Here is a 24900-nt window from a genome sequence, read left to right on the forward strand (position 1 = left end):
CCCTCTCCCCTTGTATTCATGCTGGAGAATCCGATGTGCTGGATTGTTTCACCCCGGGTCTGCCGGGGAATTGCCCTCGCCAAGATCGCCGTGATCGCCCTGGGCGGCGGCGTTTCCCATGCCCAGGCCCAAACCGTTTCAACCGCTCCGCCTGCGGCGCCGGGCCTGGCGGCGGCCGTCGACGCCGCCTGGCAACGACAACCCGCGGCCCGGGCGCTCACCGCCCGGCTCGACGAGTTCGCCGCCCGCCGGGGCGCGGCCGGCAGCCTGCTGCCCGAGGCGCCCGCCCTGTCGGCGAGTAACCGCAACGACCGCCTCAACCGCAACACCGGGGTTTCCGAATGGGACGTGGCCGTGGCCCTGCCCCTGTGGCTGCCCGGCTACCAGTCCCGCACCCTGGCCCTGGTCGAATCGGAACAGGGCGCCTTCGAGGCCCTGGTCGGCCAGGCCCGCTGGCGGCTCGCCGGCGAGGTGCGCGAAGCCTACTGGCAGGCCCGCCTGGCCGAAAACGAGCGGATCGTCGCCAACCGCCGCGCCGACGATGCGGCCCGCCTCAGCGAGGACGTGCGCCGCCGCGTCGCCGCCGGTGAACTGGCGCGCATGGACCTCAACCAGGCCCAGGGCGCCGAGCAGGCCGCCCTGGCGGTCCAGGCCGAGAGCGAGGCCCGGGCCCATCGGGCGCGCCGCGCCTTCACCGCCCTGACCGGTCTGGCGACCCTGCCCGACGAGGCGGCGGCCCGGGAATCCCTGGCCGCCCTCCCGGCAATGGCGCCGGCCAGCCTCGCCAGTACCGGCCAATCCGTCAGCCCACCGGGCGCGCTGTCCACCCCGATCCGGCCCCTGGCGGCCGGTGCATCCGACGCATCCACTGCGCGCCCTCGCCCGGCGAGCATCCCGGTGGATGACGGCCCGGCCTTCGACACCCCGCTCAGCGCCGCTGAAACCGCCCACCCCCTGCTCGCTCCGCTGGCCCGAGCCATCGAGGCGGCCCGCGCGCGCCTGGCCGTGGCCCGGGGCAACGTGCGCGACTACCCGGAGCTGGCGGTGGGCATGCGCCGCGACCGCGGCAGCTTCGACGGGCCCTGGGAAAGCTCGGCCACCGTGGCAGTACGCATCCCCCTCGCCACCGACGCCCGCAACCGGCCGCGCATCGCCGCCGCCAGCGCCGAATTGACCGAGGCCGAAGCCACCCTGCCGGTGGAGCGGGCCCGGCTCGCCGCCGAGCAGGACGCCAGCGCCCGGGAGGTGGAGCAATCCGCCATCGCCCTGGCCCGGGCCGAGCAGCGCCTGGTCCTGGCCGCCGAAACCCAACGCGAATACGCCCGGGCCTTTCAGCTCGGCAACATCGACCTGCCGCAACGGCTGCGCATCGAATTCGACCGTTTCGACGCCGAGCTGGCCGCTGCTCGGGCCCGCATCGAGGCCGCCCGGGCCATCGCCCGGCGCAACCAATCCTTGGGACTCCTGCCATGAACACCGCAATCCCCCCCTCTGGAACACCGCGCCAGTCCTTGCTCTCCAGGCAGGCCGCCTGGAGAGCCGCGCCCCTCCTTGCGCTCAGCCTGGCCCTCGCGCCGATGCCCGCCCTGTCTGGCCCCGGGCACGATGCCCCGGCGGCGGCCAGCGCCTCGGCCGCCGCGCCGTCCTTCGAGGCCCACTCCGACCTGTTCGAAATCGTCGGCCGCCTGCAGCCCACGCCGGACGGCCACGGCGCCCCCCAGCTGACCCTGTGGCTCGACCGCTGGGCCAGCGGCGAACCGGTAGCCAACGCCAGCATCGAGGTTGAGGCCAGCGGCGAAGGCACCGCCCCCCTCAAGGCCCAGGCCGAAGCACGCTCCGACGGCAGCTACACCCTGCCCGCCGCCTTCGCCCAAAGCCTGGCCGCCCCCGGCAGCCGGGCCTTGACCCTGACGGTGAGCGCTGGCGACGAGGCCGACCTGCTCGCCGCCGACTTCACCGTGGCAACGGGCGCCCTGCCCGGCGCCGCCCCCGTATCCTGGCCCGCCCGCCTGGGCAGCGGGATTGCCATCGCCGCCGCCATCGCAGCCGCTGTTGCCGCCCTCATCCTCGCCGTGCGGCGCCTGCGCCGCCGCCCAGCCGCTTCCGGGAGAAGCTCATGACCCGATTCCTGCCCCACCGGCCGCACCTGTCCCGCCTGCCGGCCCCCTTGTCACGGCGGCGCCGCGCCAGGGGCGCGGCCGCGCCCCTGGCCGCCCTGCTGGCCCTCGCCCTGGCCGCCCTGCTGCCAGTGACCACCCAGGCCCATGAAGGCCATGACGACGCCCCGCCCCCGGCGGTGCGCGGCGACGCGCCCCAGCGCCTGCCCGACGGCAGCGTCTTTCTGCCCAAGCCGTCCCAGCGCCAACTCGGCCTGCGCACGGTGGTGGCCCAGCCCTCGGCCCAACCCCAGAGCGTGGAACTGCCCGGCCGGGTGGTGCTCGACCCCAGCACCGGCGGCCGGGTTCAGGCCATGATTGCCGGGCGCATCGAGCCTCCCGCCGGCGGCCTGCCCGCCTTGGGCGAGAAGGTGCGGCGCGGCCAGCTGCTGGCCGCCATCCACCCCTCGGCCTCGGCCCTGGAACTGGGCAACCAGGCCGCCCAGGCGGCGGACTTCCGTGCCCAACTGAAGGTGGCGGAAAAGCGCCTGGCCCGCCTCCAGTCCCTGGAAGCCACCGTGGCGCGCAAGGACATCGAGCAGGCCGAGGCCGAGGTGCAAAGTCTCAAGGACCGGCTCGCCACCCTGTCCGGCAGCCTGCGCTACCACGAGGAGTTGCGCGCCCCGGTGGCCGGGGTGGTGGCCACCGCCAACGCCATCGCCGGCCAGGTGGTGGACGCCCGGGAGACCCTGTTCGAGATCGTCGATCCGGCCGGGCTGCGCATCGAGGCCCTGACCTTCGACCCGCGCCTGGCGGCGCGCATCGCCACCGCCAGTGCCAGTCCGGCCCCGGGGGAATCCCTGGCGCTGCGCTTCGTCGGTGCCGGCCGCGCCCTGCGCGAGCAGGCAGTGCCCCTGCAATTTCGCGTCGACGCCGGCCCGGAAACGGGGACGGCCCCCGTCCTGGCCCTGGGCCAGACGGTGACCGTGCTGGCCCAGACCCGGGACACGGTGACCGGCGCCCCGGTGCCCGCCGCCGCCCTGGTCAAGAACCCGGCCAACCAGGACGTGGTGTGGGTGAAGACCGGCGCCGAGCGCTTCGTGCCCCGGCCGGTGCGCTTCGTCCCCCTGGACGGTGCCCGGGTGACCCTCACCGACGGCGTCGCGGCCGGCGAGCGGGTGGTGGTGCAGGGGGCGACCCTGCTCAACCAGGTGAGGTGACCCATGTTTGCCACCCTTGTACACAAGAGCCTGGCCAACCGCCTGCTGGTGCTGGCCACCGCCGGCGCCCTGATGCTCTACGGCGCCTTCGTCGCCAGCCGCACCCCGGTGGACGTCTTTCCCGACCTCAACAAGCCCACCGTCACCCTCATGACCGAGGCCGGCGGCATGGCCCCGGAGGAAGTGGAAACCCTCATCACCTTCCCCCTGGAAACCGCCATGAACGGCATGCCCGGGGTGAGCGCGGTGCGTTCCGTGTCCTCCGCCGGCCTGTCCTTCGTCTATGTCCAGTTCGACTGGGACATGGGTGGGGCGGGCGGCGGCGACATCTACCGGGCCCGGCAGATGGTCAACGAGCGCCTGTCCCTGGTGCAGGAGCAGTTGCCCGCCGGGGTGGTGTCGCGCATGGGGCCGGTGTCGTCGATCATGGGCGAGGTGATGCTGATCGCCCTGCCGGTGGATGAAGCCAAGATCAGCGCCATGGCGGTGCGCGAGTACGCCGACTGGGTGCTGCGCCCGCGGCTGCTGACCCTCCCCGGGGTGGCCCAGGTGATCCCCATCGGCGGCGAGGTGCGCCAGTTCCAGGTGCAACCGGATTCGGCGCGCATGGCCGCCCTGGGCATCACCCTGGACCAGGTGGAAACCGCCCTGCGCGGCTTTGCCGCCAATACCAGCGGCGGCTTCCTGGAGCTGAACGGGCGGGAATACCTGATCCGCCACCTGGGCCGTACCAAGCGCCTGGAGGACCTGAAGCGCCTGGCCCTGACCGCCCGCAACGGTCAGCCGATCCTGCTCGAACAGATCGCCAGCGTCGGCTTCGCCCCGGCCATCCGCCGCGGCGACGCGGGCTTCAACGGCCAGCCGGCGGTGATCCTGGCGGTGCAGAAGCAGCCCGCCGCCGACACCATCGCCCTCACCGGGCGGATCGAGGCGGCGCTGACGGAGTTGGGCAAGTCGCTGCCCCCGGGCATGGCCGCGCCCCAGGTAACCTTCCGCCAGGCCGACTTCATCGAGTCGTCCATCGGCAACCTCAAGACCAAACTGCTGGCGGCCGGGGTGTTCGTCGCCGCGATTCTCTTCCTGTTCCTCGGCAACTGGCGCACCACGGTCATTTCCCTGGCGGCCATCCCCCTGTCGCTGCTGGTCACCGCCCTGGTCTTCCAGGCCTTCGGGCTGTCGATCAACACCATGACCCTGGGGGGCCTGGCCATCGCCATCGGCGAACTGGTGGACGACGCGGTGGTGGGGGTCGAGAACGTGCTGCGCCGGCTCAAGCTCAACCGGGTCAGCGCCGCGCCCCAGGCGGTGGGCAAGGTGGTGCTCGACGCCACCCTGGAGGTGCGCTCGGCCATCCTCTACGCCACCTTCATCATCGTCCTGGTGTTCGTCCCCCTGTTCGCCCTGCCCGGGCTGGAAGGGCGGCTGTTCGTGCCCCTCGGCGCGGCCTACCTGACCTCGATCCTGGCCAGCCTGGCGGTGTCGATCACCGTCACCCCGGTGCTGTCGGCCTGGCTGCTGCCCAAGGTAGCCGAACAGAGTGCCGGCGCCGGCCACGACGACACCCGGCTGGTGGTCTGGTTGAAGCGCCACTACGCCCGCCTGCTCACCCGGGTGCTGGATGCGCCCAAGGCGGTGCTGGCCGGCACGGCAGCGGCGGTGCTGCTGGCGGCGGCCTCGGTGCCCTTCTTCCCCACCACCTTCCTGCCGCCCTTCAACGAGGGGTCGTTGCTGGTGGGGGTGCGCCTCAACCCGGGCACCACCCTGACCGAATCGGTTCGCATCGCCCGCCAGGCCGAGGACCTGGTGCGCGGCCTGCCCGGCATCGAGCACGTCGGACGCCGCTCCGGCCGGGCCGAGCTGGACGAGCACGCCGAGGGCGTCCACGTCTCGGAACTGGACGTGAAGCTGGCCCCGGACGCCGACACCCGCCAGGTATCGGCGGCGATCCGCGACAAGCTGGCGGTACTGCCGGCGGCGGTAAGCCTGGGCCAGCCCATCTCCCACCGCATCGACCACATGCTCTCCGGGGTGCGCGCCCAGATCGCCCTGCGCATCGTCGGCGACGACCTGGACGTGCTACGCGGCGAGGCGGCCCGGCTGCGCGACAAGCTGGCGGCCATCCCCGGCATTGCCGACCTGGAGATCGAGAAGCAGGTGCTGGCGCCCCAGATCAAGGTGCGCATCGACTACGACCGGGCCAGCCAGTACGGCGTCTCCCCGGCGGTACTGCTGGCCCAGCTGCAGACCCTCACCGACGGCGAGAAGATCAGCCAGGTGATCGAGGACAACCGCCGCTTCGCCCTGGTGCTGCGCCTGCCCGAGTCGGCGCGCAGCGTCGAGGGGCTGTCCAACCTGTTGATCGAGACCCCCGGGGGCCGGGTGCCCCTGGCCCGGCTGGCCAGCATCGAGGACGGCGACGGCCCCAACCAGATCAGCCGCGACAACGGCCGGCGGCGCATCGTGCTCTCCGCCAACGCCCAGGGCCGGGCCCTGTCCGCGGTGGTGGAGGACATCCGCCGGGTGCTCGACGCCACGCCCCTGCCCGAGGGCTACTTTTTCACCCTGGACGGCCAGTTCAAGGCCCAGGAGGAAGCCAGCCGCCTTATCGCCGGCCTATCCCTGGTGTCCCTGGCCCTGATCTTCGTGGTGCTCTACTCGCGCTACCGCTCCACGGCCCTGGCGTTACTCATCATCGCCAACGTGCCCCTGGCCCTGGTGGGCAGCGTGGCCGGCCTGTGGCTGTCGGGCCAACCCCTGTCGATCGCCACCCTGATCGGCTTCATCACCCTGGCCGGCATCGCCACCCGCAACGGCATCCTCAAGGTCAGCCACTACGTGAACCTGTGCCGCTTCGAGGGCGAGACCTTCGGCCCGGCCATGATCCTGCGCGGTTCCCTGGAGCGCCTCACCCCGGTGTTGATGACCGCCCTGGTGGCGGCCTTCGCCCTGGCGCCCCTGCTGTTCGAGGCCCACCAGCCGGGCACCGAGATCCTTCACCCGGTGGCGGTGGTGATCTTCGCCGGGTTGATCTCCTCGACCTTGCTCGACAGCTTCGTCACCCCCCTGCTCTTCGCCCGCTACGGCCGGGCGCCCCTCGAACGCCTGCTGGCCGACAGCAGCGACGAAACCTTTTGACCGTCCTTTCCGGAGAGACCCATGAAAACCCTCACCAACTTCCTGCGTGCTTCCACCCTCGCCCTGGGCCTGGCCCTGGGCGCAGGCCTCGCCACCCCGGCCCTGGCCCATGAGGCCCACGGCCAGCCCCAGTACGGCGGCGTGTTCGCCGAGGCCGGCATCTTCCAGGCCGAGCTGACCGTGGCCGAGGGCGGCGTCACCGTCTACCTGACCCAGCACGGCCAGCCCATTGCCGCCCAGGGCGCCACCGGCAAGCTCACCTGGCTGGCCGGCGGCAAGAAGAGCGAGGCCCTGCTGGCCCCGGCCGGTGACAACAAGCTCGCCGCCAAGGGCGACTTCAAGGCCCCGGCCACTGCCGTGGCGGTGGTAACCCTGCCCGGCCAGGCTCCGACCACGGTGCGCTTCGCCATCAAGTAAGGCCTGGCCCCGGGCGGTTGAGCCGCCCGGGGCAGCGCGAACGCCCCCGCCAGGATTTGAGCAATGCGTGCAGCCATGCCATCGGCTTCACAATGCGTCTTTCGCCCCTTGCCGGGCGCAAGGAGCGGATTCGCATCGAAAGTCGCCTTACAACCTGAAACAACCCTACCCATAGGCTGCCCGTATACTCGCGCCCGCCAGGCAGCCAGGCTCGCTCAAGCCCCTTCAGCCACCCAGCACGCAAAAGACCCAGATCCGGTCCGCATCCCGCGGACCCTTCCCCTTTTCTGCGAGAGTCCCGTCATGCTGGCGCTGTCACGTCCTCCCCTGCCCCTGCCTCGTCTGCTTTCCCTGGCCCTGTCCACCCTCTCCACTTTTCCCCTGGGCGCCGCTGCCGCCGAGGTGGCTGAAGCGGCCGATAACGTTCCGGCGGAAAAACGGGCGGCACCCGGCAAGGACAACCGCACCCTGAACGAGGTGGTGGTCTCGGCCAACCGCCTGGACGACACCGAGCAGCGCCGCTATTCCACCGCCGCCAAGATGGTGTTCGGCCGGGAGGAACTGGACCGCTACGGCGACACCTCCCTGGGCGACGTGCTCAAGCGCCTGCCCAGCGTCACCATTTCCGGCACGCCGGGCCGTGGCGGCGACATCCGCATGCGCGGCCTGGGCAACGGCTATACCCAGATCCTGCTCAACGGCGAGCCGGCCCCCCGGGGCTTTTCCCTGGACAGCATTCCGCCCGACCAGGTGGAGCGGATCGAGGTGATGCGGGCGCCGGTGGCCGAGCACAGCACCCGGGCCATCGCCGGCACCATCAACATCGTTCTGCGCGAGGATTTCGCCCGTAAGCAGAACGACTTCCGCCCCTCGGCCAGCCTGGAGAACGGCCGGCTGCAATCCTTCGTCTCATTGCAGCGCAGCGACAGCGACGGCAGCTTCGGCTACAACCTCAACGCCAACGTCATGCACCGCAACCAGGCCAGCCAGGTGGACACCACCACCAGCGCCCGGGACCTGGGCACCGGCCTGGCCACCCTGCAACGTGACGAACAGAGCCGCAGCAACACGGTCAGCGACGGTCTGCACCTGTCGTCGCGCCTCAACTGGAAGCTCGATGGCGGCGACAGCCTGACCCTCAACCCCTTCCTCGCCGTCAACCGGGGCGTCACCACCGGGGACAGCCAGCTCACCGAGACCGTCGGCGTCGCGCCCTACAGCACCGCCCAGTGGCGCACCGAGAACGAGAACACCCTGCTGCGGGTGATGGGCAACTGGAAGCACCGCCTGGAAGGCGGCTCGCGCCTCGACATCCGCTTCAGCGCCGGCCTGGCCAGCAGCGACAGCACCACCGACCGCCGCGAGTACGACGGCGGCGGCGCCCTGGCCCACACCAGCAGGAGCAACACCCGCATCCGCGACACCACCTTCAGTACCGCCGGCAAGCTGTCCAACCCGGTGGCCCGGGGCCACAGCCTGGCGATGGGCTGGGAGCTGGAGCGGGGCCAGCGCAAGGAGACCGCCACCACCCTCCAGGACGGCGCCCTGCAACTGGCCCAGTTCGGCAGCGACCTGGAGGCCAGTACCACCCGCCTGGCGGCCTTCGGCCAGGACGAGTGGGAAATCTCGCCCCTGTGGTCGGTTTATGGCGGTCTGCGCTGGGAGACGATCCGCACCCGCAGCGACTGGGCCTCCGGCTCGGCTAGCAACGACAGCAGCGTGGCCAGCCCCCTCTTCCACAGCGTCTGGCGCTTCACCGAGGAGAGCAAGGACCAGATTCGCCTGGGCCTGACCCGCAGCTACAAGTCCCCCACCCTCGGCCAGTTGGTGCCCCGCCCCACCCTGTCCAGCACCTATTCCACCAGCGTGTCGAACACGGTGGACAAGCCGGACAGCGCCGGCAACCCCAACCTCAAGCCGGAACTGGCCTGGGGCCTGGACCTGGCCTACGAGCACTATCTGGCGGAAGGGGGCATCCTCAGCGCCAGCCTGTTCCAGCGCAACATCGACAACCTGATCCGCAACGTCACCTCGTTGCAAAGCGTCAGCTGGTCGCCGAGCCAGCGCTGGGTGACCACGCCCCAGAACATCGGCAGCGCCGTCACCCGGGGCATCGAGCTGGACGCCAAGTTCCGCCTCGCCGAACTGATGGCCGGCGCCCCGCCCCTGGACATCCGGGCCAACGTCAGCCGCTTCTGGTCCAAGGTGGACGGCATCGACGGCCCCAACAACCGGCTCGACCAGCAGCCCGGCTACACCGCCAACCTGGGCGCCGACTACCCCCTGCGCAGCCTGCCCCTGACCGTGGGCGGCAACCTCAACTGGACCCCGGCCTTCACCGTGCAGCAGAGCAACACCCAGAGCTATACCCAGCAGCTGAAGCGGGTGTACGACGTGTACGCCCTGTGGCAGGTGGACCGGGATACCCGCGTCCGCTTTTCCGCCGCCAACCTGCTGCACGCCGACTACGCCACCGGTAGCGCCTACCTGACCGGCACCGGCGAACAGTCGGTGCAGAGCAGCGCCCGCACCTACCGGGTGTTCTCGGCCCGGCTGGAGATCAAGCTCTGACGAGGGATTCCGCCTGTTCCAGCGTTTCCGGACATTTTCGAACCCTCCGGCCGGCATCCCTGCCCGGGGCTGTCGGCCACCACCCAACCGGGGATTCCCGGTGCCTTTACGGGAGATGACCATGCACCATGCCACCCACGCCACTCAGTCCTCCGCCACACCGCGCCGCCTCCGGCGGGGGATCGCCGCGTTGCTCCTGGCGCTCAACGCCGCCGGGGCCCTGGCCCAAGCGGCCCTGCCGACCGTGGAGGTATTCAAGAGCCCCTACTGCGGCTGTTGCACCGACTGGGTGAAGCACATGCAGGCCGCCGGCTTCACGGTGAAGGTGCACAACGTGGACGATACCCAGGCCGCCCGGGCCGCCGCCGGCATGCCCGATTCCCTGGCCTCGTGCCACACCGCCAAGGTGGGCGGCTATGCCATCGAGGGCCACGTGCCGGCCCAGGACATCCGCCGCCTGCTGGCGGAAAAGCCCAAGGCCGTCGGCCTGGCCGTGCCCGGCATGCCCCAGGGCGCCCCAGGGATGGAAGTGCCCAAGCCCCAGCCCTACGACACCCTGCTGGTGAGTCGGGAAGGCGGCCGGGAAAAAGTCTCGGTATTCGCCCGGCACTGAGCTGGAATGGAACGCGGTGGAGCGCCGTGAGGCGGGCGTTGCCCCGCCCTCACGGCCGAAGCCGGTGCATCAGGCGGCGGCCAGCCAGGCCAGCAGCTCCGTCTCGACCTCATCCAGGGTGGCGAGCAACGTCACTGTTTGACCTTGCAAGGCCTCCAACTCCTTTCCGCCGATCTCCTGGTTTGCCGCGCCCTTGAGCGCCCGCCGTGCAGCCTGCTCCAGATCCAGGGCCTGGGCCGTGGCGCCGGGGGCGGAGAAGGTGGCAAACAGGCTCTTCAGCGTATGGGCCTCGTCGGCGATACGCTTGGCCCATTCGGCGGCGCTTTCCACTGTCGGCGGCGCCAGGCGCTGACGGTGATTGGGGAGTTCATCGCGGAACATCCCGGCCAGGGTCGCCAGCAGTTCCGTATCGCCCCCCATGCGCGCCAGGGTTTCGTCCCGGTCGAGCAGCGGCACATCCGGCACATTCGCTGACGAGGGTCCCGGCACAGCCGGACCGGCCGGGACGCTGCCCGGTGCGGACACCACCGCGTTGGGCAGGCAGCGGGCCAGCTCGGCAAACAGGTGTTCGGCCACCACCGGCTTGGCCACGTAGCCGTTCATGCCCGCCGCCAGGCAGGCTTCCCGGTCGCCTTCCAGCACGCTGGCGGTCATGGCGATGATGGGAATGGTCCGTCCGTCGCCCCGGGCCGCCTCGGCGGCACGGATTTCCCGGGTGGCGGTGAGGCCATCCATTTCCGGCATGTGCACGTCCATCAGCACCGCATCGAAGTCCTCTGGCGCCGCCACCCAGCGCTCCAGGGCCTGCCGGCCGTTTTCCGCCACCGTAACCCGGTGGCCGCGGCCATTGAGCAGGGCCAGGGCCAGCTTGCGGTTGACCGGATGGTCCTCGGCCAACAGCAGGGACAGGGGCTGGAGCAACGTGGCGCGGCCCTGGCCACCGGCCGGTTCGGCAGCCTCGGCAACAGGCGCTTCCTCTGGCAAGGCCAGGGTGCCGAGGCGGGCATCGAAGAAGAACGTGGCGCCGTGGCCGGGCCGGCTTTCCACGCCGATATGCCCGCCCATCATGGTGACCAGCCGGTTGCTGATGGCCAGGCCCAGGCCGGTGCCGCCGAAGCGCCGGGCAATACTGCTGTCGGCCTGGGAAAAGGCGTCGAAGATGACCTGCTGCTGCTCCGGGGCAATGCCCACCCCGGTATCGCTGACCGATACCCGCAGGTGGCCCGGCTCGTCGCCCCGGGCGAGAGTGACGGTGACGCCGCCCTGCTCGGTGAATTTGAGCGCATTGCCGATCAGGTTGATCAGCACCTGTTTGAGCCGCACCGGATCGCCGACCAGGCGCTCCGGCACATCCTCGGTGACCACCGACTCCAGGGTCAGGCCCTTTTGCCGGGCACGCAGGGCCAGGGGTTTGATCACGTCGCGGACCAGGGCCCGGGGAGCGAAGGGAATCGCTTCCAGGTCCATGCGCCCGGCCTCGATCTTGGAGAAGTCGAGGATGTCGTTGATGATCACCAGCAGGGATTCCGCCGAGGATTTGACCGTTTCCAGGTAGTCGCGCTGTACCGGGTCCAGGTTGGTTTCCAGGGTCAGGTCGGTCATCCCCAGGATGCCGTTCATCGGGGTGCGGATTTCATGGCTCATGCTGGCCAGGAAGACGCTCTTCGCCCGGTTCGCCGCCTCGGCCGCCTGGCGGGCCTGCTCCAGTTCATGCTCGGCCTGCTTCCGTTCGGTGATGTCGCGGAACAGCCACAGGTGGCCCCGGTAGCCGTCCGGGTCCGGAGCGTCGGGAAAAAGATAGATGGGCACGTAGTCCAGTTCCAGTACCCGACCATCCTTCAACAGCATTTCCTTGCCCTCGGCGTGCTGCCGCTCCACCACCCGGGCCTCGACCCAGGCCTGCATCTCCTCGCCGTTGCTCATGAGCGGCAGGTGGCTGGCCAGGACGGTGCGGCAGTCCTGGCCGATGTAGCTTTCCGCCAGGGTGGAGTCGAGTCCGAGCACGGCGGGCATGGTCTGGTTGACCAGCAGGACCTGGCGGTTCTCGTCCTCGACCAGGATGCCGGCCTGCAGGCTCTCGATCAGGGCGGTGAGCCGGGAGGTGGTGGCGAGCAGGTATTCCTCGTCACGCTTGCGTTCGGTGATGTCCTGAAAGGCAGCCACGGTACCGGTCAGGCGCTGGCCTTCGAGCAGGGGCACCTGAACCACCGACACCGGCAGCAGGCTGCCGTCCTTGCGGGTAAAGGCGTCATAGTCGGTGCGGAAAGCGTGGCGCAGCACCGCCGGGGCATGCATCGGGCACTCGTCCCGGGCCACCGGCTGGCCGCTCAGGGTGCACGGATGGACCCGATCGTGCAGGTATTGCCCCTCCAGTTCGGCCCGGCTGTAGCCGAGCAGCCGCTCGGCCTCGGCATTGACGAAGGTCACCCGCCCCAAGGCGTCGGTGGCCACCACCCCTTCGCCCAGAGCATCGGTAAGGCTTTTGAGAAAGCGGGTGTGCTCGGCGATGGTCGCCTCCTGAGCCGCCAGCTGCAGGGAGGCACGGTTAAGGGCGCTGACCACTTCACCGGTTTCCAGATCGGCCCGGTAGGCAGGCAGCACGTCGCCCCGGCGCACGTCCAGATCGGCGGCAAACCGGGCCGCCTGGCGCAATGCCCGCAGAGGCCGTGCCAGGAACAACAGCAGCAGCACGGTGCTGGCCAGTACCGACAGCACGGCGGTCAACACGCTGGTCCGCCAGGTTTCGCGCCAGGCCTGGTCCAGCGCATCGAGCCCCACGTCCATGCGCAGCCAGCCCTGTCGCTCACCGCTTTCGAGCGGATACCACAGGGTCAGCCGTGAGCCGGTGGCGTGGAGAAAATCTGGGGAATCCGACGGCCGCATCACATGCAGGGGCTGGCTACCCTCCGGCACCTTCATGAGCGGCAGGCCGTAGACGGCCTGGATCAGGCCATTGTCGTCGCGGCGGGACGCGGCCAGCACCTTGCCCGCCAGATCGACCACCATCAGGCCGCGCACTTCGGTGGCCTCATTGGCGCGCTGCAAGGTGTATTCCAGGCCGGCACCATCACCCAGCACGATCATGTCGCTTACGGAATCCGCCACGCCCCGGGCCAGGGTGCGAGACTGGCTGATCACCAAGTGTTCGGCCAGGTTCATCTCCGCCGACGCCGTCACCCAGGTGTACACGAACACCGTGCCGGCAAACAGCAGCGAAACCAGCAGGGCCAGCTGGGAGCCGAGGCGATGGGGCAGCCAGCGCAGGAACGGTCGGAACGAAAAGGTCATGGCGACGGATACCGAGGAAAAAAGCCGCGGGCGGCAACCGCGGCGGCAGCCCTGCCTCCAGGCAGGAGCGGCGAGTATAGCGCGGGCCGCGGGAAGCCCCGTCCCGGGCGGATTACACACTGTCACCGAAGATGCATGGAATCCATGGACAGCTCCCCTCGGGAAAGACCATAATCGCCGATCTTTTCCCGTCGTCGCCCCTGGCCGGCGCCGGCACCATCCTGCTGCCGCACCGCTTTCCCATACCGATGAAGTTTCTCTTCGACCTCCTGCCCGTCATCCTGTTTTTCGCCGCCTACAAGACGTCGGGCATCTTTGCCGCTACTGCGGTGGCCATTGCCGCCACGGCCGCCCAGATCGCCTGGGTCTGGTATCGCCACCGCAAGGTCGACACCATGCTCTGGGCCAGCCTGGCGATCGTCACGATCTTCGGCGGTGCCACCTTGCTGCTCCACGACGAAACCTTCATCAAGTGGAAGCCCACGGTGCTCTACTGGCTGTTCTCGACCCTGCTGCTCGGCTCGTCGATCTTCTTCCGCAAGAACCTGATCCGTACCATGCTGGGCAAGCAGATCACCCTGCCCGAGCCAATCTGGCACAAGCTCAACCTGGCCTGGTCGCTGTTCTTCGTGGTCATGGGGCTGGCCAACCTGTACGTGGCCTTCACCTATTCCCTCGATGCCTGGGTGAACTTCAAGCTGTTCGGCGCCACCGGCATGCTCCTGGCGTTCATGGTCGCCCAGGGGTTCATCCTGGCGCGCTACATGGACGATTCCGCCCAACAACCCGCCCCGCTCAACCCTGCCAACGCCGCCCCATCCGCCGATGCGGGCGTGGAGGAAAGACAATGATGTGGTACGCCATCGTCGGTGAAGACAACCCCGGTTCCCTGGAGCAGCGTCTGGCTGCCCGCCCCGCCCACCTGGAACGCCTCCAGGCCCTGCAGGCCGACGGCCGTCTCCTGCTGGCCGGCCCCTGCCCGGCCATCGACTCCCCGGACCCGGGCCCGGCCGGCTTCAGCGGCAGCCTGATCGTCGCCGAATTTGCCAGCCTGAGCGACGCCCAGGCCTGGGCCGACGCCGACCCCTACGTCGCTGCCGGGGTCTACGCCAAAGTCGTGGTCAAGCCGTTCAAAAAGGTTTTTCCCACCTGAATCGTCGGCCGCCATGCACTACACCTCCGAAGCCCTGGCCGCGACCCTGCACGAGCGACTCACTGCAGCCCTGGCGCCGGTCCGGCTGGAAATTACGGACGATAGTCACCACCATGCCGGCCATGCCGGCGCCCGGGGGGGCGGCCGCCACTACCGAGTGCTGGTCGTCTCGGCCGCCTTCGCCGGTAAACCCACCGTGTCCCGCCACCGGCTGGTCTATGCAGCCGCCGGTGAATTGATGCGCGGCCCGATCCATGCCCTGGCCTTGACCACCCATACCCCGGAGGAAGAGGCCTGAGCCGTTCGTCGCCGCGCGTTGCGCGAGCGGCCTCCTGCGCCCTCCCCGCCGTATAATTCTTTCGTCATCAACGCAACGCTTTCCCCCACAAGGACTCATACATGCATACGCTGTCCAAACTGGCCCTCTCGCTGGTTGCCGCTTCCGTCATCAGCGCCCCCGCCTTCGCCCAATCCGTCGCCAAGGTCAATGGTGTTTCCATCTCCAAGTCCCTGGCCGACGCCATCGTGAACGAGCAGAAGGCCAAGGGCGCTCCCGACAACGCCGAACTGCGCGCTGCCGTGAAGGAAGAGCTGGTGCGCCGCGAAGTGCTGGCCCAGGAAGCCAAGAAGAAGGGCCTGGACAAGAAGGCCGACGTGGCCGCCCAGATCGACCTGGCCCGCCAGTCCGTGCTGATCCGCGCCTTCCTCCAGGACTACATGAAGTCCAACCCGGTGACCGAGGCCCAGATCAAGCAGGAATACGACAGCATCAAGGCCCAGATGAGCGGTAACGAGTACCACGCCCGTCATATCCTGGTCGAGAAGGAAGACGACGCCAAGGCCATCATCGCCAAGCTGAAGAAGGGCGAGAAGTTTGCCGATCTGGCCAAGGACTCCAAGGACCCGGGGTCCAAGGACAACGGCGGCGACCTCGGCTGGGCCCCTCCCAATGCTTATGTGAAGCCTTTCGCCGACGCCCTGGTCAAGCTTGAAAAGGGCAAGTACACCGAAGCCCCGGTGAAGTCCGACTTCGGCTGGCACGTGATCCTGCTCGAGGAGTCCCGTCCCCTGACCGCGCCGCCCTACGAGCAGCTCAAGCCGCAACTGGCCCAGCGCGTCGAGCAGAAGCTGGTGGACAAGCTGATCATGGATCTGCGCGCCAAGGCCAAGGTGGAATAAGTCCCCCTGCCAGCTTTGCCGCCAACGGGGCGTCCGGGTAACCGGCGCCCCGTTTTTCATGGTGGTTTCCGGACGTGCGGCTGTACCAGCCTGCCCTGTGGCGCCAGGCTGTCATACAACCGTCACTCCCCGTCGGTACAGTGCGCGGCGTTCTGGGTCATTCTCGCCAGCAGGCCCGCTGCTCACTACGAAGAAAAACCGACATGTCCCACTCCCACCCGCCGCACCTCGCCCTGATTGCCTGCTCCGACGTCGATGTGGCAGAGCCCGCCACCTCCGCGTTGAACGAGGCGCTCACCGGCATCCTGAAACAGCAGCAGTTGCGCGCGGTGTTCCAGCCCATTCTCGACCTGCGCGGCCGGGCCTACCTGGGCTTCGAAGGCCTGATCCGCGGCCCCGAGGGGTCCCTGCTCGAGTCGCCAGCCCAACTGTTTGCCGCCGCCCAGGAAGCGGACCAGCTGCTCGAACTGGAGCGGGCCTGCCGGGAAACGATCTTCAAAGCGTTTGCTACCCTGCAATTGCCCGGGCGGCTGTTCGTCAATTCCAGCCCCACCGCCCTGCGCGACCCGAGCTTTCGCAACGGCGCCACCATGGACCTGCTGCGCGGTCTGGGTCTGACCCCGAGCCGCATCGTCATCGAGGTCACCGAGAACCAGCAGATCGACGATTTTCCTGCCCTGCGCGACGCCCTGCTGCACTACCGGGGCCTGGGCTACCGCATCGCCATCGACGACCTTGGCGAAGGCTTTTCCAACCTGCGCATGTGGTCCGAGTTGCGCCCCGAGTTCGTCAAGATCGACCGGCACTTCGTCCACGGCATCGCCGACGACCCCCTCAAATTCCAGCTGGTGCGCTCGATGCACGACATCGCCGAAACCAGCGGCGCCTTCATCATCGCCGAAGGCATCGAGCGGGAGGCCGACTTCACCACCATCCGCGACCTGGGTATCGCCTGCGGTCAGGGTTACTTCATCGCCCGCCCCGCCGCCACGCCCCCCACCCAGCCGGAGAAAGCGGCCCTGTCGGCCCTGTCCGCCGGGCAGATCATGGTTTTCCCCAACGCCAGCGCCGGCAGCGGCATGGCCACGGCGCGCAACCTACTCCAGTACATCGCCCCGATTTCGCCCCTGGCGCCCAACGACAAGGTCTACGAGCGCTTCGAGGCCGATCCTGAAATACAGGTGCTGCCGGTGGTGGACGACGGCGGTACACCGGTCGGGCTGATCAATCGCCACAACCTGATCGACCGCTTCGCCCGCCCCTTCCGCCGCGAGCTGTATGGCAAGAAACCCTGCACCATGTTCATGGACCCTGCGCCCCTGGTGGTGGACCACCAGCTGCCGGTGCAGGAGGTGAGCCGCATGGTCTCCCGGGCCTCCAGCCACTACCTGCAGGACGGCTTCGTCATCACCGAGAACGGCCGCTACGCCGGCGTTGGCAGCGGCCAGGCGCTGATGGCGCTGATTACCGAGCTGCAGATTTCTGCCGCCCGCTACGCCAATCCCCTCACCCAGCTGCCCGGCAATGTGCCCCTCAACGAGCATACGGACCGCCTGCTGGAAAGCCTGAGTGCCGGCGGCGCCAGCTTTGCCACCTGCTACTTCGACATCGACAACTTCAAGCCTTTCAACGACGCCTACGGCTACCGCCGCGGCGACGACGTGATCCAGCTGCTCGGCCGCCTGCTGGTCGGGGTAGCGGACAACCGGCGCGACTTCGTCGGCCACGTCGGCGGCGACGATTTCGTCATCCTCTTCCAGAGCGACGACTGGGAAGAACGTTGCGCCAAGGCGTTGCGCTACTTCGACGAGCAGATCCTCACCCTGGTCGAGCCGGAAGACCTGCAACGGGGTGGCTTTGCCGGGGAGGACCGCAAGGGCCGACCGGTGTTCAACCCCCTGCCCTCATTGTCCATCGGTGCGGTCCGGGTACTGCCTGGCCAGTTCCACACCCACCACGAAATCTCGGCGGTGTGCGCCAGCGCCAAGAAGCAGGCCAAGAAGCAGCCGGGCAGTAGCCTGTTCATCGAGCGCCGCCGCCCGATGCAGCAACCCTCGCCGCAAGAAGGGGTAAGCAGCGACGACGAAGTCCTGAGCGCTGTCTGAACGGTCCCGCTTAAAAAAAGTTGACCTTCCCATGATGGGAAGGTCCAAGCTACAGTCATTCCCTCTGCTAGGAATGATGCAATGCGTAGCGAACTCACCCTTCCCGTGGCCGGCATGACCTGCGCCACCTGCGCCGGCCGGGTCGAAAAAGCCCTGGCCGCCGTACCCGGAGTCACCAGCGCCCAGGTCAACCTGGCCAGCGAGACGGTACGCGTGGCCAGCGCTGCCGACCTGCCCGTCGCCCAACTGGCACAGGCCGTCGCCGACGCCGGTTACCGGGTATCGGCGCAAACCACCCGCCTCGTGATCACCGGCATGACCTGCGCCACCTGCGCCGGTCGGGTCGAGAAGGCCCTGGCCGCCGTACCCGGCGTGATCTCGGCCCAGGTCAACCTGGCCAATGAAACCGCAGAAGTGCATGGCGTCGGCCCCGGCGCCGATTTCGCCACTCTGGAAACCGCCATCGAGGCGGCCGGCTACGGCGTGGCTCCGCCCGCCGCAGCCGATGCCAGCGGTAATGTCGCCGATACGGCGGAGCTGGCCCGGGAGCGCCGTGAACGGCGCGAGGGGCTGACCGTGGCGGTCGGCGCCCTCCTCTCCCTTCCCCTGGTGCTGCCCATGCTGCTCCAACCCGTCGGCATCCACTGGATGCTGCCGGCCCTGGTCCAGTTCCTCCTCGCCACCCCGGTCCAGTTCGTCATTGGCGCCCGCTTCTACCGGGCCGGTTGGAGCGCGGTCAAGGCGGGCAGCGGCAACATGGATCTGCTCGTCAGTTTGGGTACCAGCGCTGCCTACGGCCTGTCCCTCTACCAGTGGCTGGTGCTCGGCGAGATGCACCTGTACTTCGAAGCCGCCGCCGTGGTGATCGTGCTGGTGCGCCTCGGCAAGTGGCTCGAATCCCGCGCCAAACGCCAGACCACCGAGGCCATCCGCGCCCTCCAGGCCCTGCGTCCGGACACTGCCCGGGTGATCCGCGGCGGGGTGGAGCAGGAGCTGCCCATTGCCCAGGTGCGGGTCGGCGATGTGACGGTGGTCCGCCCCGGTGAGCGCATTCCCCTGGACGGCAAGATCCGCACCGGCACTTCGAGCGTGGATGAATCCCTCATCACTGGCGAAAGCCTGCCGGTGGACAAGGCGCCGGGGGACCCGGTCACCGGCGGCGCCATCAACGGCAACGGCCTGCTGCGCATCGTGGTGGGTGCCGTCGGCAGCGAAACCGTGCTGGCCCGCATCATCCGCCTGGTGGAGGACGCCCAGGGGGCCAAGGCGCCGATCCAGAAGCTGGTGGACAAGGTGGCCGCGATCTTCGTCCCGGTGGTGCTGGCCATCGCCTTCGCCACCCTGCTCGCCTGGGGCCTGGGCAGCGGCCACTGGGAAACCGCCCTGATCAACGCCGTGACCGTGCTGGTGATCGCCTGCCCTTGCGCCCTGGGACTCGCCACCCCGGCGGCGATCATGGCCGGCACCGGGGTCGGCGCCCGCCACGGCATCCTGATCAAGGACGCCGAAGCCCTGGAACTGGCACAAAAGATCAGCCTGGTGGCCTTCGACAAGACCGGCACCCTGACCCGGGGCCAGCCCGGCCTGGTGTTCCAGCGCGCCGCACCGGGCGTTACGGCACCGGTGCTGGCCTGGGCCGCCGCCGTGCAGAGCGGCAGCGAGCACCCCCTGGCCAAGGCTACCGTGGCCGCCGCCAAGTCCGAAGGCGGAGCGGATAACGGCACATTGCCGGCCGCCCACAATATTGAAGCCTTGCCCGGCCGGGGCATGGCCGGCCAGGTCGAGGGCCACACCCTGCGCCTGGGCAGCACCCGCCTGATGGGCGAACTTGGCCTGGCAGCCGCTTTGGCCGACTTTGCCACCGACCAGCAACGCCTCACCGCCCAAGGCTGCAGTCTGGCCTGGCTGGCAGACGTGAGCGATAGCGCCGTACCACGCCTGCTCGGCCTGTTCGCCTACGGCGACCCGCTCAAGCCGGAATCGGCCGAAGCCATCGCCACCCTGCACCGCCAGGGCATCCGTACCGTGCTGGTGACCGGTGACAATCGGGGGGCCGCCCAGGCCGTAGCCAGCCAGTTGACGCTGGACCAGGTCGAAGCCGAGGTGCTGCCCGCCGACAAGGCCGCCACCATCGCCCGACTGAAAGCCGGTGGGTCAGTGGTGGCCATGGTCGGCGACGGTATCAACGACGCCCCGGCGCTGGCCTCGGCCGACGTGGGCATCGCCATGGGCAGCGGCACCGACGTGGCCATGCACGCCGCCGGCATCACCCTGATGCGCGGCGACCCGCGCCTGGTGGCTGCCGCCATCGCCCTGTCGCGCATGACCGTGCGCAAGATCCGCCAGAATCTCTTCTGGGCTTTCATCTACAACGTGGTGGGTATCCCCCTGGCCGCCCTCGGCCTGCTCAACCCGGTGTTTGCCGGGGCGGCCATGGCGCTCTCCAGCGTCTCGGTACTGACCAACGCCCTGCTACTCAAGCGCTGGCGCCCCACTGGCCTGCCCCATTCCCCGGCAAGCGCCCCGCTGCACCGAAAAGCGGCGGCGAGTACCACGACCGTCTGAGCGGAGACCCCGTCCATGAAAATCGGTGAAGCAGCCCAGCAAAGCGGCGTCAGCGCCAAGATGATCCGCCATTACGAGGCCATCGGCCTGCTGCCGACGGCGGCGCGGCGTGAATCCGGCTACCGGGAGTACCGGGAGCGGGACGTGGCCACCCTGCGCTTCATCCGTGCCGCCCGGGACCTGGGTTTTGGCCTGGATGCAATCGGCGACCTGCTCTCCCTGTGGAACAACCAGCAGCGCGCCAGCCGGGACGTGAAGGCCCTGGCCGAGCGGCACATCGCCACCCTGGAAGCCAAGGTGATCGAACTCAATGCCATGATCGGCGCCCTGCGCACCCTGTCGGCCTGCTGCCATGGCGACAACCGACCCGATTGCCCGATCCTGGAAGGCATCGGCCACCGAGCCGGGCCGCCGGGCTGATGACCTGGTTCGGCGTGGCCTACGAACTGCACCGGGACTGGCGCAACGACATTGAGGGCCTGGCCGCCCTGTTCTCCAACCACATCCCGGACTACCGCAACCGGATCACCAGCTACTCCACCCTGAAGGGTCGCAAGTAAGACTCACCGCCGCCGTAGCCCCCAATGCGGCGGATGCGGATGAAAAAAGGGCGCTTCCGGAGAAGCGCCCTTTTGTTTTGCCCCCGGGACACATCCCCGAAGAATGCCCGATCAGGCCGGCCGGCACTCGTTCACCAGCGGCGTGTTGGTCTTGCCGTCGAGCAGCAGGCTCTTCCACGGCAGGTCGATCCACACCAGACCGCTGGCACTGTCCTCGAAGCGCGGCAGGCCGGAATAGGATGGGTCGCGCACCAGCGTGTAGCTGTTGCCGTTCCAGTTGAGATTGATGCCGGAATTGACTTGGTTGCGGATTTCCCGCTCGACCCGCAAGCGCACCCGGTTCTCGCAGGCGTAAGTACCGCTGGCCAGCTTCAGTTCCAGCTGCTGGTTGCTCCGTACCGCAGGCGGCGTCTTGGATGCCGTGCCACAAGCGGCGAGGATCAGGGATAAGGCAGACAGGGCGCCGAGCGCCAGCAAGGAACGGTAGGTCATGGGGTAAGGCCCTTCGCAGCAGGAATCCCGGTCATTCTACGATACGGGTTCCAGTGTCCGCCCTCATCAGGCCAGGGGCGTATGGTCCGGATGCGTTCCCATCCGCTCCCGCAGAAACGCCACGAACAGCCGCACCTTGGGCGGTTGGGCCGGCCGGTAGGGCATCACCGCCCAGATATCGGCCTGCTGTCGGTAAGCCGGCAGCACCTGGATCAACTGGCCGCCGGCCAGTTCCGTATCCACGTCCCAGCGCGAGCGCAACATGATGCCGTGGCCGTCCAGGGCCCAGCGGTGCACGATCTCGCCGTTATTGGCAGACAGGGTGCCGCGCACCTTGACCGTTTCCTCTCCCCCCGGGCCGGCCAGGCGCCAGATGCCGAAGACGTGGTCCCGCTCGCGGATCACCAGGCAACGGTGGCGGGCCAGGTCGGCAAGGCGCTGGGGCATGCCGTGGGCCGCCAGGTAGGCCGGGGAGGCGCACAGCACCCGGTGGTTGTCGGCCACCTTCTGGGCCACCAGATGGGGCTCCAGGGGGCCGCCCAGGCGCACGTCCACGTCCACCTGTTCGATCACCGGGTCGATGGGTCGGTCCAGGATGTCCAGGCGCACTTCCACCTGGGAATGGCGGGCGGCGAACTCCGACACCACCGGCGCCACATGGCAACGGCCGAAGCCGAAGCTGGCGGTGATGCGCAGCAGGCCTTCCGGCTCGGCCCGGCTGGCCTTCACCTCCAGGGCCATTTCCTCGGCGTCGGCGAGCAGGCGCCGGGCCCAGCGCAGCACCGTCTCGCCGTCCTCGGTCACCGCCAGGCGCCGGGTGGTGCGGTGGAGCAGGCGTACCCCGAGTTGCTGCTCCAGGATGCCCAGGCGCTTGCTGACATAGGACGGCGAGGCCGACAGGGCGGCGGCCGCGGCAGCCAGGCTGCCGCCGCGCACCACCTCGCAAAAGAGGCGCAGGTCGTCGAGTTGGGGGTAGGTGGCAGGCACCAGCATGGGGCGTTAAAAGCCACGATTCGTGGTTAATCAATTCACAGAATCTGTATTTTTCCACAAAACAGCACGGGTAGAGTGAGGGCTCATCTTTCTCACCCTCCTGGAGCCACCATGCCGTCCCCCGCCGCCACATCTGCCCGTCCCGCCCACCGCATCGCCGTCATCGCCGGCGACGGCATCGGCCGCGAAGTCATGCCCGAGGGGCTGCGCGCGCTGGAGGCGGCCGCCGGCAAGTTCGGCATCGGCCTGGAGTTCGTCACGTTCGACTGGGCCCACTGCGACTACTACCTGGCCCACGGAAAGATGATGCCGGACGACTGGTTCGAGCAGCTTTCCACCTGCGAGGCCATCTACTTTGGCGCCGTGGGCTGGCCGGACAAGGTGCCGGACCACGTTTCCCTGTGGGGATCCCTGCTGCAATTCCGCCGCCGCTTCGACCAGTACGTGAACCAGCGCCCGGTGCGCCTGATGCGCGGCCTGCCCTGTCCCCTGGCCAACAAGGAGGCGGGCCAGATCGACTTCACCATCATCCGCGAGAACACCGAAGGTGAATATTCCTCCGTGGGCGGCAAGATGTTCGAAGGCACCGACCGGGAACTGGTGCTGCAGGAAGCCGTATTCACCCGCCACGGGGTGGACCGCATCCTGCGCTACGCCTTCGAGCTGGCCCAAAACACCCCCCGGGCCGACCGGCCCAAGCGCCACGTCACTTCCGCCACCAAGTCCAACGGCATCGCCATCAGCATGCCCTACTGGGACGAGCGCCTCGCCGCCGTCGCCGCCGCGTACCCGGAGATCGGCTGGGACAAGCAGCACATCGACATCCTGTGCGCCCGCTTCGTCCTCCAGCCCGAGCGCTTCGACGTGGTGGTGGCCTCCAACCTGTTCGGCGACATCCTCTCCGACCTGGGCCCGGCCTGCACCGGCACCATCGGCATCGCCCCCTCGGCCAACATCAACCCGGAACGCACCTTCCCCTCCCTGTTCGAGCCGGTGCACGGCTCGGCCCCGGATATTTACGGCCGCGGCATCGCCAACCCCATGGGCATGATCTGGTCCGGCGCCCTGATGCTGGACTTCCTCGGCCAGGGCGACGCCACCTACCGGGCCGCCCACGACGCCATCCTGGGGGCCGTCGAGCAGGTGCTGGAGCACGGCCCGCGCACCCCGGACCTGGGCGGCACGGCCAGCACTAGCGAACTGGGGCGGGCCATCGCCGCGGCGATCTAAACGCCCCATCCCTTACCGCCACGCTGCCGCGCCTCCCGGGCGGCGTGGCCCGAGCAGTGCCGGGAGGCACCCAACCCCGACAACCATAACGAAAGAGAGACAACCATGACCCAGCGCTTCAAGCGTTCCGCCCTCGGCCTCGCCCTGGCCGGCCTCGCCACCACGCTCCTGACCGCCGGTGCCGCCCAGGCCCAGTCGGCCAAGCCGGTATGCGAGCTGATCGCCACCGGCGGCACCATCGCCATGAAGATCGACCCGGTGAAGAAGGCCCCGGTACCGGCCATTTCCGGCGAAGACCTGCTCGCCACCGTGCCCGAGATCGCCGACTACGCCCGGGTCGAGGTGCTCAACCAGTCCAACGTGCCCTCCGACTACATGGATCCGCCCCGCTGGGTAGCCCTGCAGAAGGCCGTGGACAAGGCCCTGGCGCGCAAGGACGTGGCCGGGGTGATCGTCTCCCACGGCACCGACACCCTGGAAGAGACCGGTTACTTCCTCGACCTGACGGTCAAGAGCGACAAGCCGGTGATCCTCATCGGCGCCCAGCGCAACGCCTCCGAGAAGGACTTCGACGGTCCGCGCAACCTGCTCGGCGCCGCCCGGGTGTGCGTCACCCCCGAGGCCAAGGGCAAGGGTGCCATGCTGGTGCTCAACAACCAGATCAACGCCGCCCGGGAAGTGATCAAGTCCCACACCTCCGACGTGGAGACCTTCAAGTCCGGCGACTACGGCTTCCTCGGCAACGTGGACAACGACAAGGTGATCTTCTACCGCGCGCCCCTGCGCCGCCAGCACGTGCCGCTCATCAGCGACAACCTGGCCAAGGTCGAGATCATCCCCATGTTCGGCGGTGCCGACGGCAGCCTGATCAAGGCCGCCATCGCCGGCGGCGCCAAGGGCATCGTGATCCAGGGCCTAGGCTGGGGCAACGTCAACATCCCCATGTACGAGGCCATCAAGGACGCCATCGCCCAGGGCGTGCCGGTGGTGGTATCCACCCGGGTGCCCAACGGCCGGGTGTTGCCGGTGTACGGTTTCCAGGGTGGCGGCAAGACGCTGCAGGACCTGGGCGCCATCTCCGCCGACAACCTGCCGCCGCACAAGGCCCGCATCCTGCTGATGCTCGCCCTGCAGCACACCCAGAAGCGCGACGAACTGCAAAAGTACTTCGACCGCTGATCCACGCGGGGCAACACCATTTCTTCACCTCCTGTTCCGCGGCCCCTCCAGGTCCGCTTCCGGGCACCTTCGGGTGCCCGTTTTTTTTGGGCGCCGCAGCAGGA

Annotated in this window: 19 protein-coding genes and 1 pseudogene; 17 read left to right on the plus strand and 3 right to left on the minus strand. The window is 68.9% G+C overall.

Annotated elements, in window-relative coordinates:
• Window positions 1-33: 33 nt before the first annotated feature.
• From OTERR_RS08830 to OTERR_RS08860, 7 genes are all read left to right on the plus strand, one after another.
• Window positions 34-1473, plus strand: a complete 1440-nt coding sequence (locus OTERR_RS08830; RefSeq protein ID WP_187775202.1) for a TolC family protein — start codon at window positions 34-36, stop codon at window positions 1471-1473.
• On the plus strand, window positions 1470-2120 hold the full coding sequence (locus OTERR_RS08835; RefSeq protein ID WP_149425516.1) for a hypothetical protein: 651 nt from the start codon (window positions 1470-1472) through the stop codon (window positions 2118-2120). Before OTERR_RS08830 ends, OTERR_RS08835 begins: the two co-directional genes overlap by 4 nt.
• A complete protein-coding gene (locus OTERR_RS08840) occupies window positions 2117-3316 on the plus strand; it encodes an efflux RND transporter periplasmic adaptor subunit (RefSeq protein ID WP_149425517.1) in 1200 nt (399 codons plus the stop codon). The genes OTERR_RS08835 and OTERR_RS08840 overlap by 4 nt, the downstream gene beginning before the upstream one ends.
• A gap of 3 nt (window positions 3317-3319) precedes the next feature.
• On the plus strand, window positions 3320-6451 hold the full coding sequence (locus tag OTERR_RS08845; protein ID WP_149425518.1) for an efflux RND transporter permease subunit: 3132 nt from the start codon (window positions 3320-3322) through the stop codon (window positions 6449-6451).
• A gap of 21 nt (window positions 6452-6472) precedes the next feature.
• Entirely contained in the window at window positions 6473-6868 is a 396-nt protein-coding gene (locus OTERR_RS08850) for a hypothetical protein (RefSeq protein ID WP_149425519.1), read from the plus strand.
• Between the two features lie 303 nt (window positions 6869-7171).
• Window positions 7172-9439 carry a TonB-dependent receptor plug domain-containing protein gene (locus tag OTERR_RS08855; RefSeq protein ID WP_187775203.1) on the plus strand — a complete coding sequence of 756 codons (2268 nt, stop codon included), beginning with the start codon at window positions 7172-7174 and terminating at the stop codon, window positions 9437-9439.
• Window positions 9440-9560: 121 nt separating this feature from the next.
• Window positions 9561-10052 carry a DUF411 domain-containing protein gene (locus OTERR_RS08860; protein ID WP_223115910.1) on the plus strand — a complete coding sequence of 164 codons (492 nt, stop codon included), beginning with the start codon at window positions 9561-9563 and terminating at the stop codon, window positions 10050-10052.
• Between the two features lie 69 nt (window positions 10053-10121).
• Here the strand turns inward: OTERR_RS08860 and OTERR_RS08865 are convergent, their stop codons facing one another.
• Window positions 10122-13340, minus strand: a complete 3219-nt coding sequence (locus OTERR_RS08865) for a hybrid sensor histidine kinase/response regulator (protein WP_149425522.1) — start codon at window positions 13338-13340, stop codon at window positions 10122-10124.
• A 248-nt stretch (window positions 13341-13588) separates the two neighbouring features.
• Between OTERR_RS08865 and OTERR_RS08870 the strand changes: the two are divergent.
• From OTERR_RS08870 to OTERR_RS08905, 8 genes and pseudogenes are all read left to right on the plus strand, one after another.
• A pseudogene (locus OTERR_RS08870) lies at window positions 13589-14113 on the plus strand (septation protein A); the annotation flags it as partial.
• A gap of 77 nt (window positions 14114-14190) precedes the next feature.
• Entirely contained in the window at window positions 14191-14493 is a 303-nt protein-coding gene (locus OTERR_RS08875; RefSeq protein ID WP_149426491.1) for a YciI family protein, read from the plus strand.
• Window positions 14494-14506: 13 nt separating this feature from the next.
• On the plus strand, window positions 14507-14791 hold the full coding sequence (locus OTERR_RS08880; RefSeq protein WP_149425523.1) for a BolA family protein: 285 nt from the start codon (window positions 14507-14509) through the stop codon (window positions 14789-14791).
• A gap of 101 nt (window positions 14792-14892) precedes the next feature.
• Complete coding sequence (locus OTERR_RS08885; protein ID WP_054620795.1) at window positions 14893-15672, plus strand: peptidylprolyl isomerase; 780 nt, start codon at window positions 14893-14895, stop codon at window positions 15670-15672.
• Window positions 15673-15875: 203 nt separating this feature from the next.
• Window positions 15876-17777, plus strand: coding sequence for a GGDEF domain-containing protein (locus tag OTERR_RS08890; RefSeq protein ID WP_149425524.1), 1902 nt, complete (start codon window positions 15876-15878; stop codon window positions 17775-17777).
• Between the two features lie 81 nt (window positions 17778-17858).
• Window positions 17859-20342, plus strand: a complete 2484-nt coding sequence (locus OTERR_RS08895) for a heavy metal translocating P-type ATPase (RefSeq protein ID WP_149425525.1) — start codon at window positions 17859-17861, stop codon at window positions 20340-20342.
• Between the two features lie 15 nt (window positions 20343-20357).
• Entirely contained in the window at window positions 20358-20762 is a 405-nt protein-coding gene (cueR, locus tag OTERR_RS08900; RefSeq protein WP_054620793.1) for a Cu(I)-responsive transcriptional regulator, read from the plus strand.
• Window positions 20762-20902 carry a hypothetical protein gene (locus tag OTERR_RS08905; protein WP_223115911.1) on the plus strand — a complete coding sequence of 47 codons (141 nt, stop codon included), beginning with the start codon at window positions 20762-20764 and terminating at the stop codon, window positions 20900-20902. The genes cueR and OTERR_RS08905 overlap by 1 nt, the downstream gene beginning before the upstream one ends.
• Before the next feature lie 111 nt (window positions 20903-21013).
• On the opposite strand, the gene OTERR_RS08910 is transcribed toward OTERR_RS08905, so the two are convergent.
• Window positions 21014-21394 carry a hypothetical protein gene (locus tag OTERR_RS08910; RefSeq protein WP_149425526.1) on the minus strand — a complete coding sequence of 127 codons (381 nt, stop codon included), beginning with the start codon at window positions 21392-21394 and terminating at the stop codon, window positions 21014-21016.
• 66 nt (window positions 21395-21460) lie between these two features.
• Entirely contained in the window at window positions 21461-22387 is a 927-nt protein-coding gene (locus tag OTERR_RS08915) for a LysR family transcriptional regulator (protein ID WP_149425527.1), read from the minus strand.
• Between the two features lie 111 nt (window positions 22388-22498).
• On the opposite strand from OTERR_RS08915, the gene OTERR_RS08920 reads away from it, so the two are divergent.
• Window positions 22499-23617, plus strand: a complete 1119-nt coding sequence (locus OTERR_RS08920; RefSeq protein WP_149425528.1) for a tartrate dehydrogenase — start codon at window positions 22499-22501, stop codon at window positions 23615-23617.
• A 105-nt stretch (window positions 23618-23722) separates the two neighbouring features.
• The gene (locus OTERR_RS08925; protein ID WP_054620789.1) at window positions 23723-24796 is read left to right on the plus strand and encodes an asparaginase; all 1074 of its coding nucleotides are present in this window, start codon (window positions 23723-23725) and stop codon (window positions 24794-24796) included.
• Window positions 24797-24900 lie beyond the last annotated feature (104 nt).

The organism is Oryzomicrobium terrae, assembly GCF_008274805.1.
Lineage (GTDB): Bacteria > Pseudomonadota > Gammaproteobacteria > Burkholderiales > Rhodocyclaceae > Oryzomicrobium > Oryzomicrobium terrae.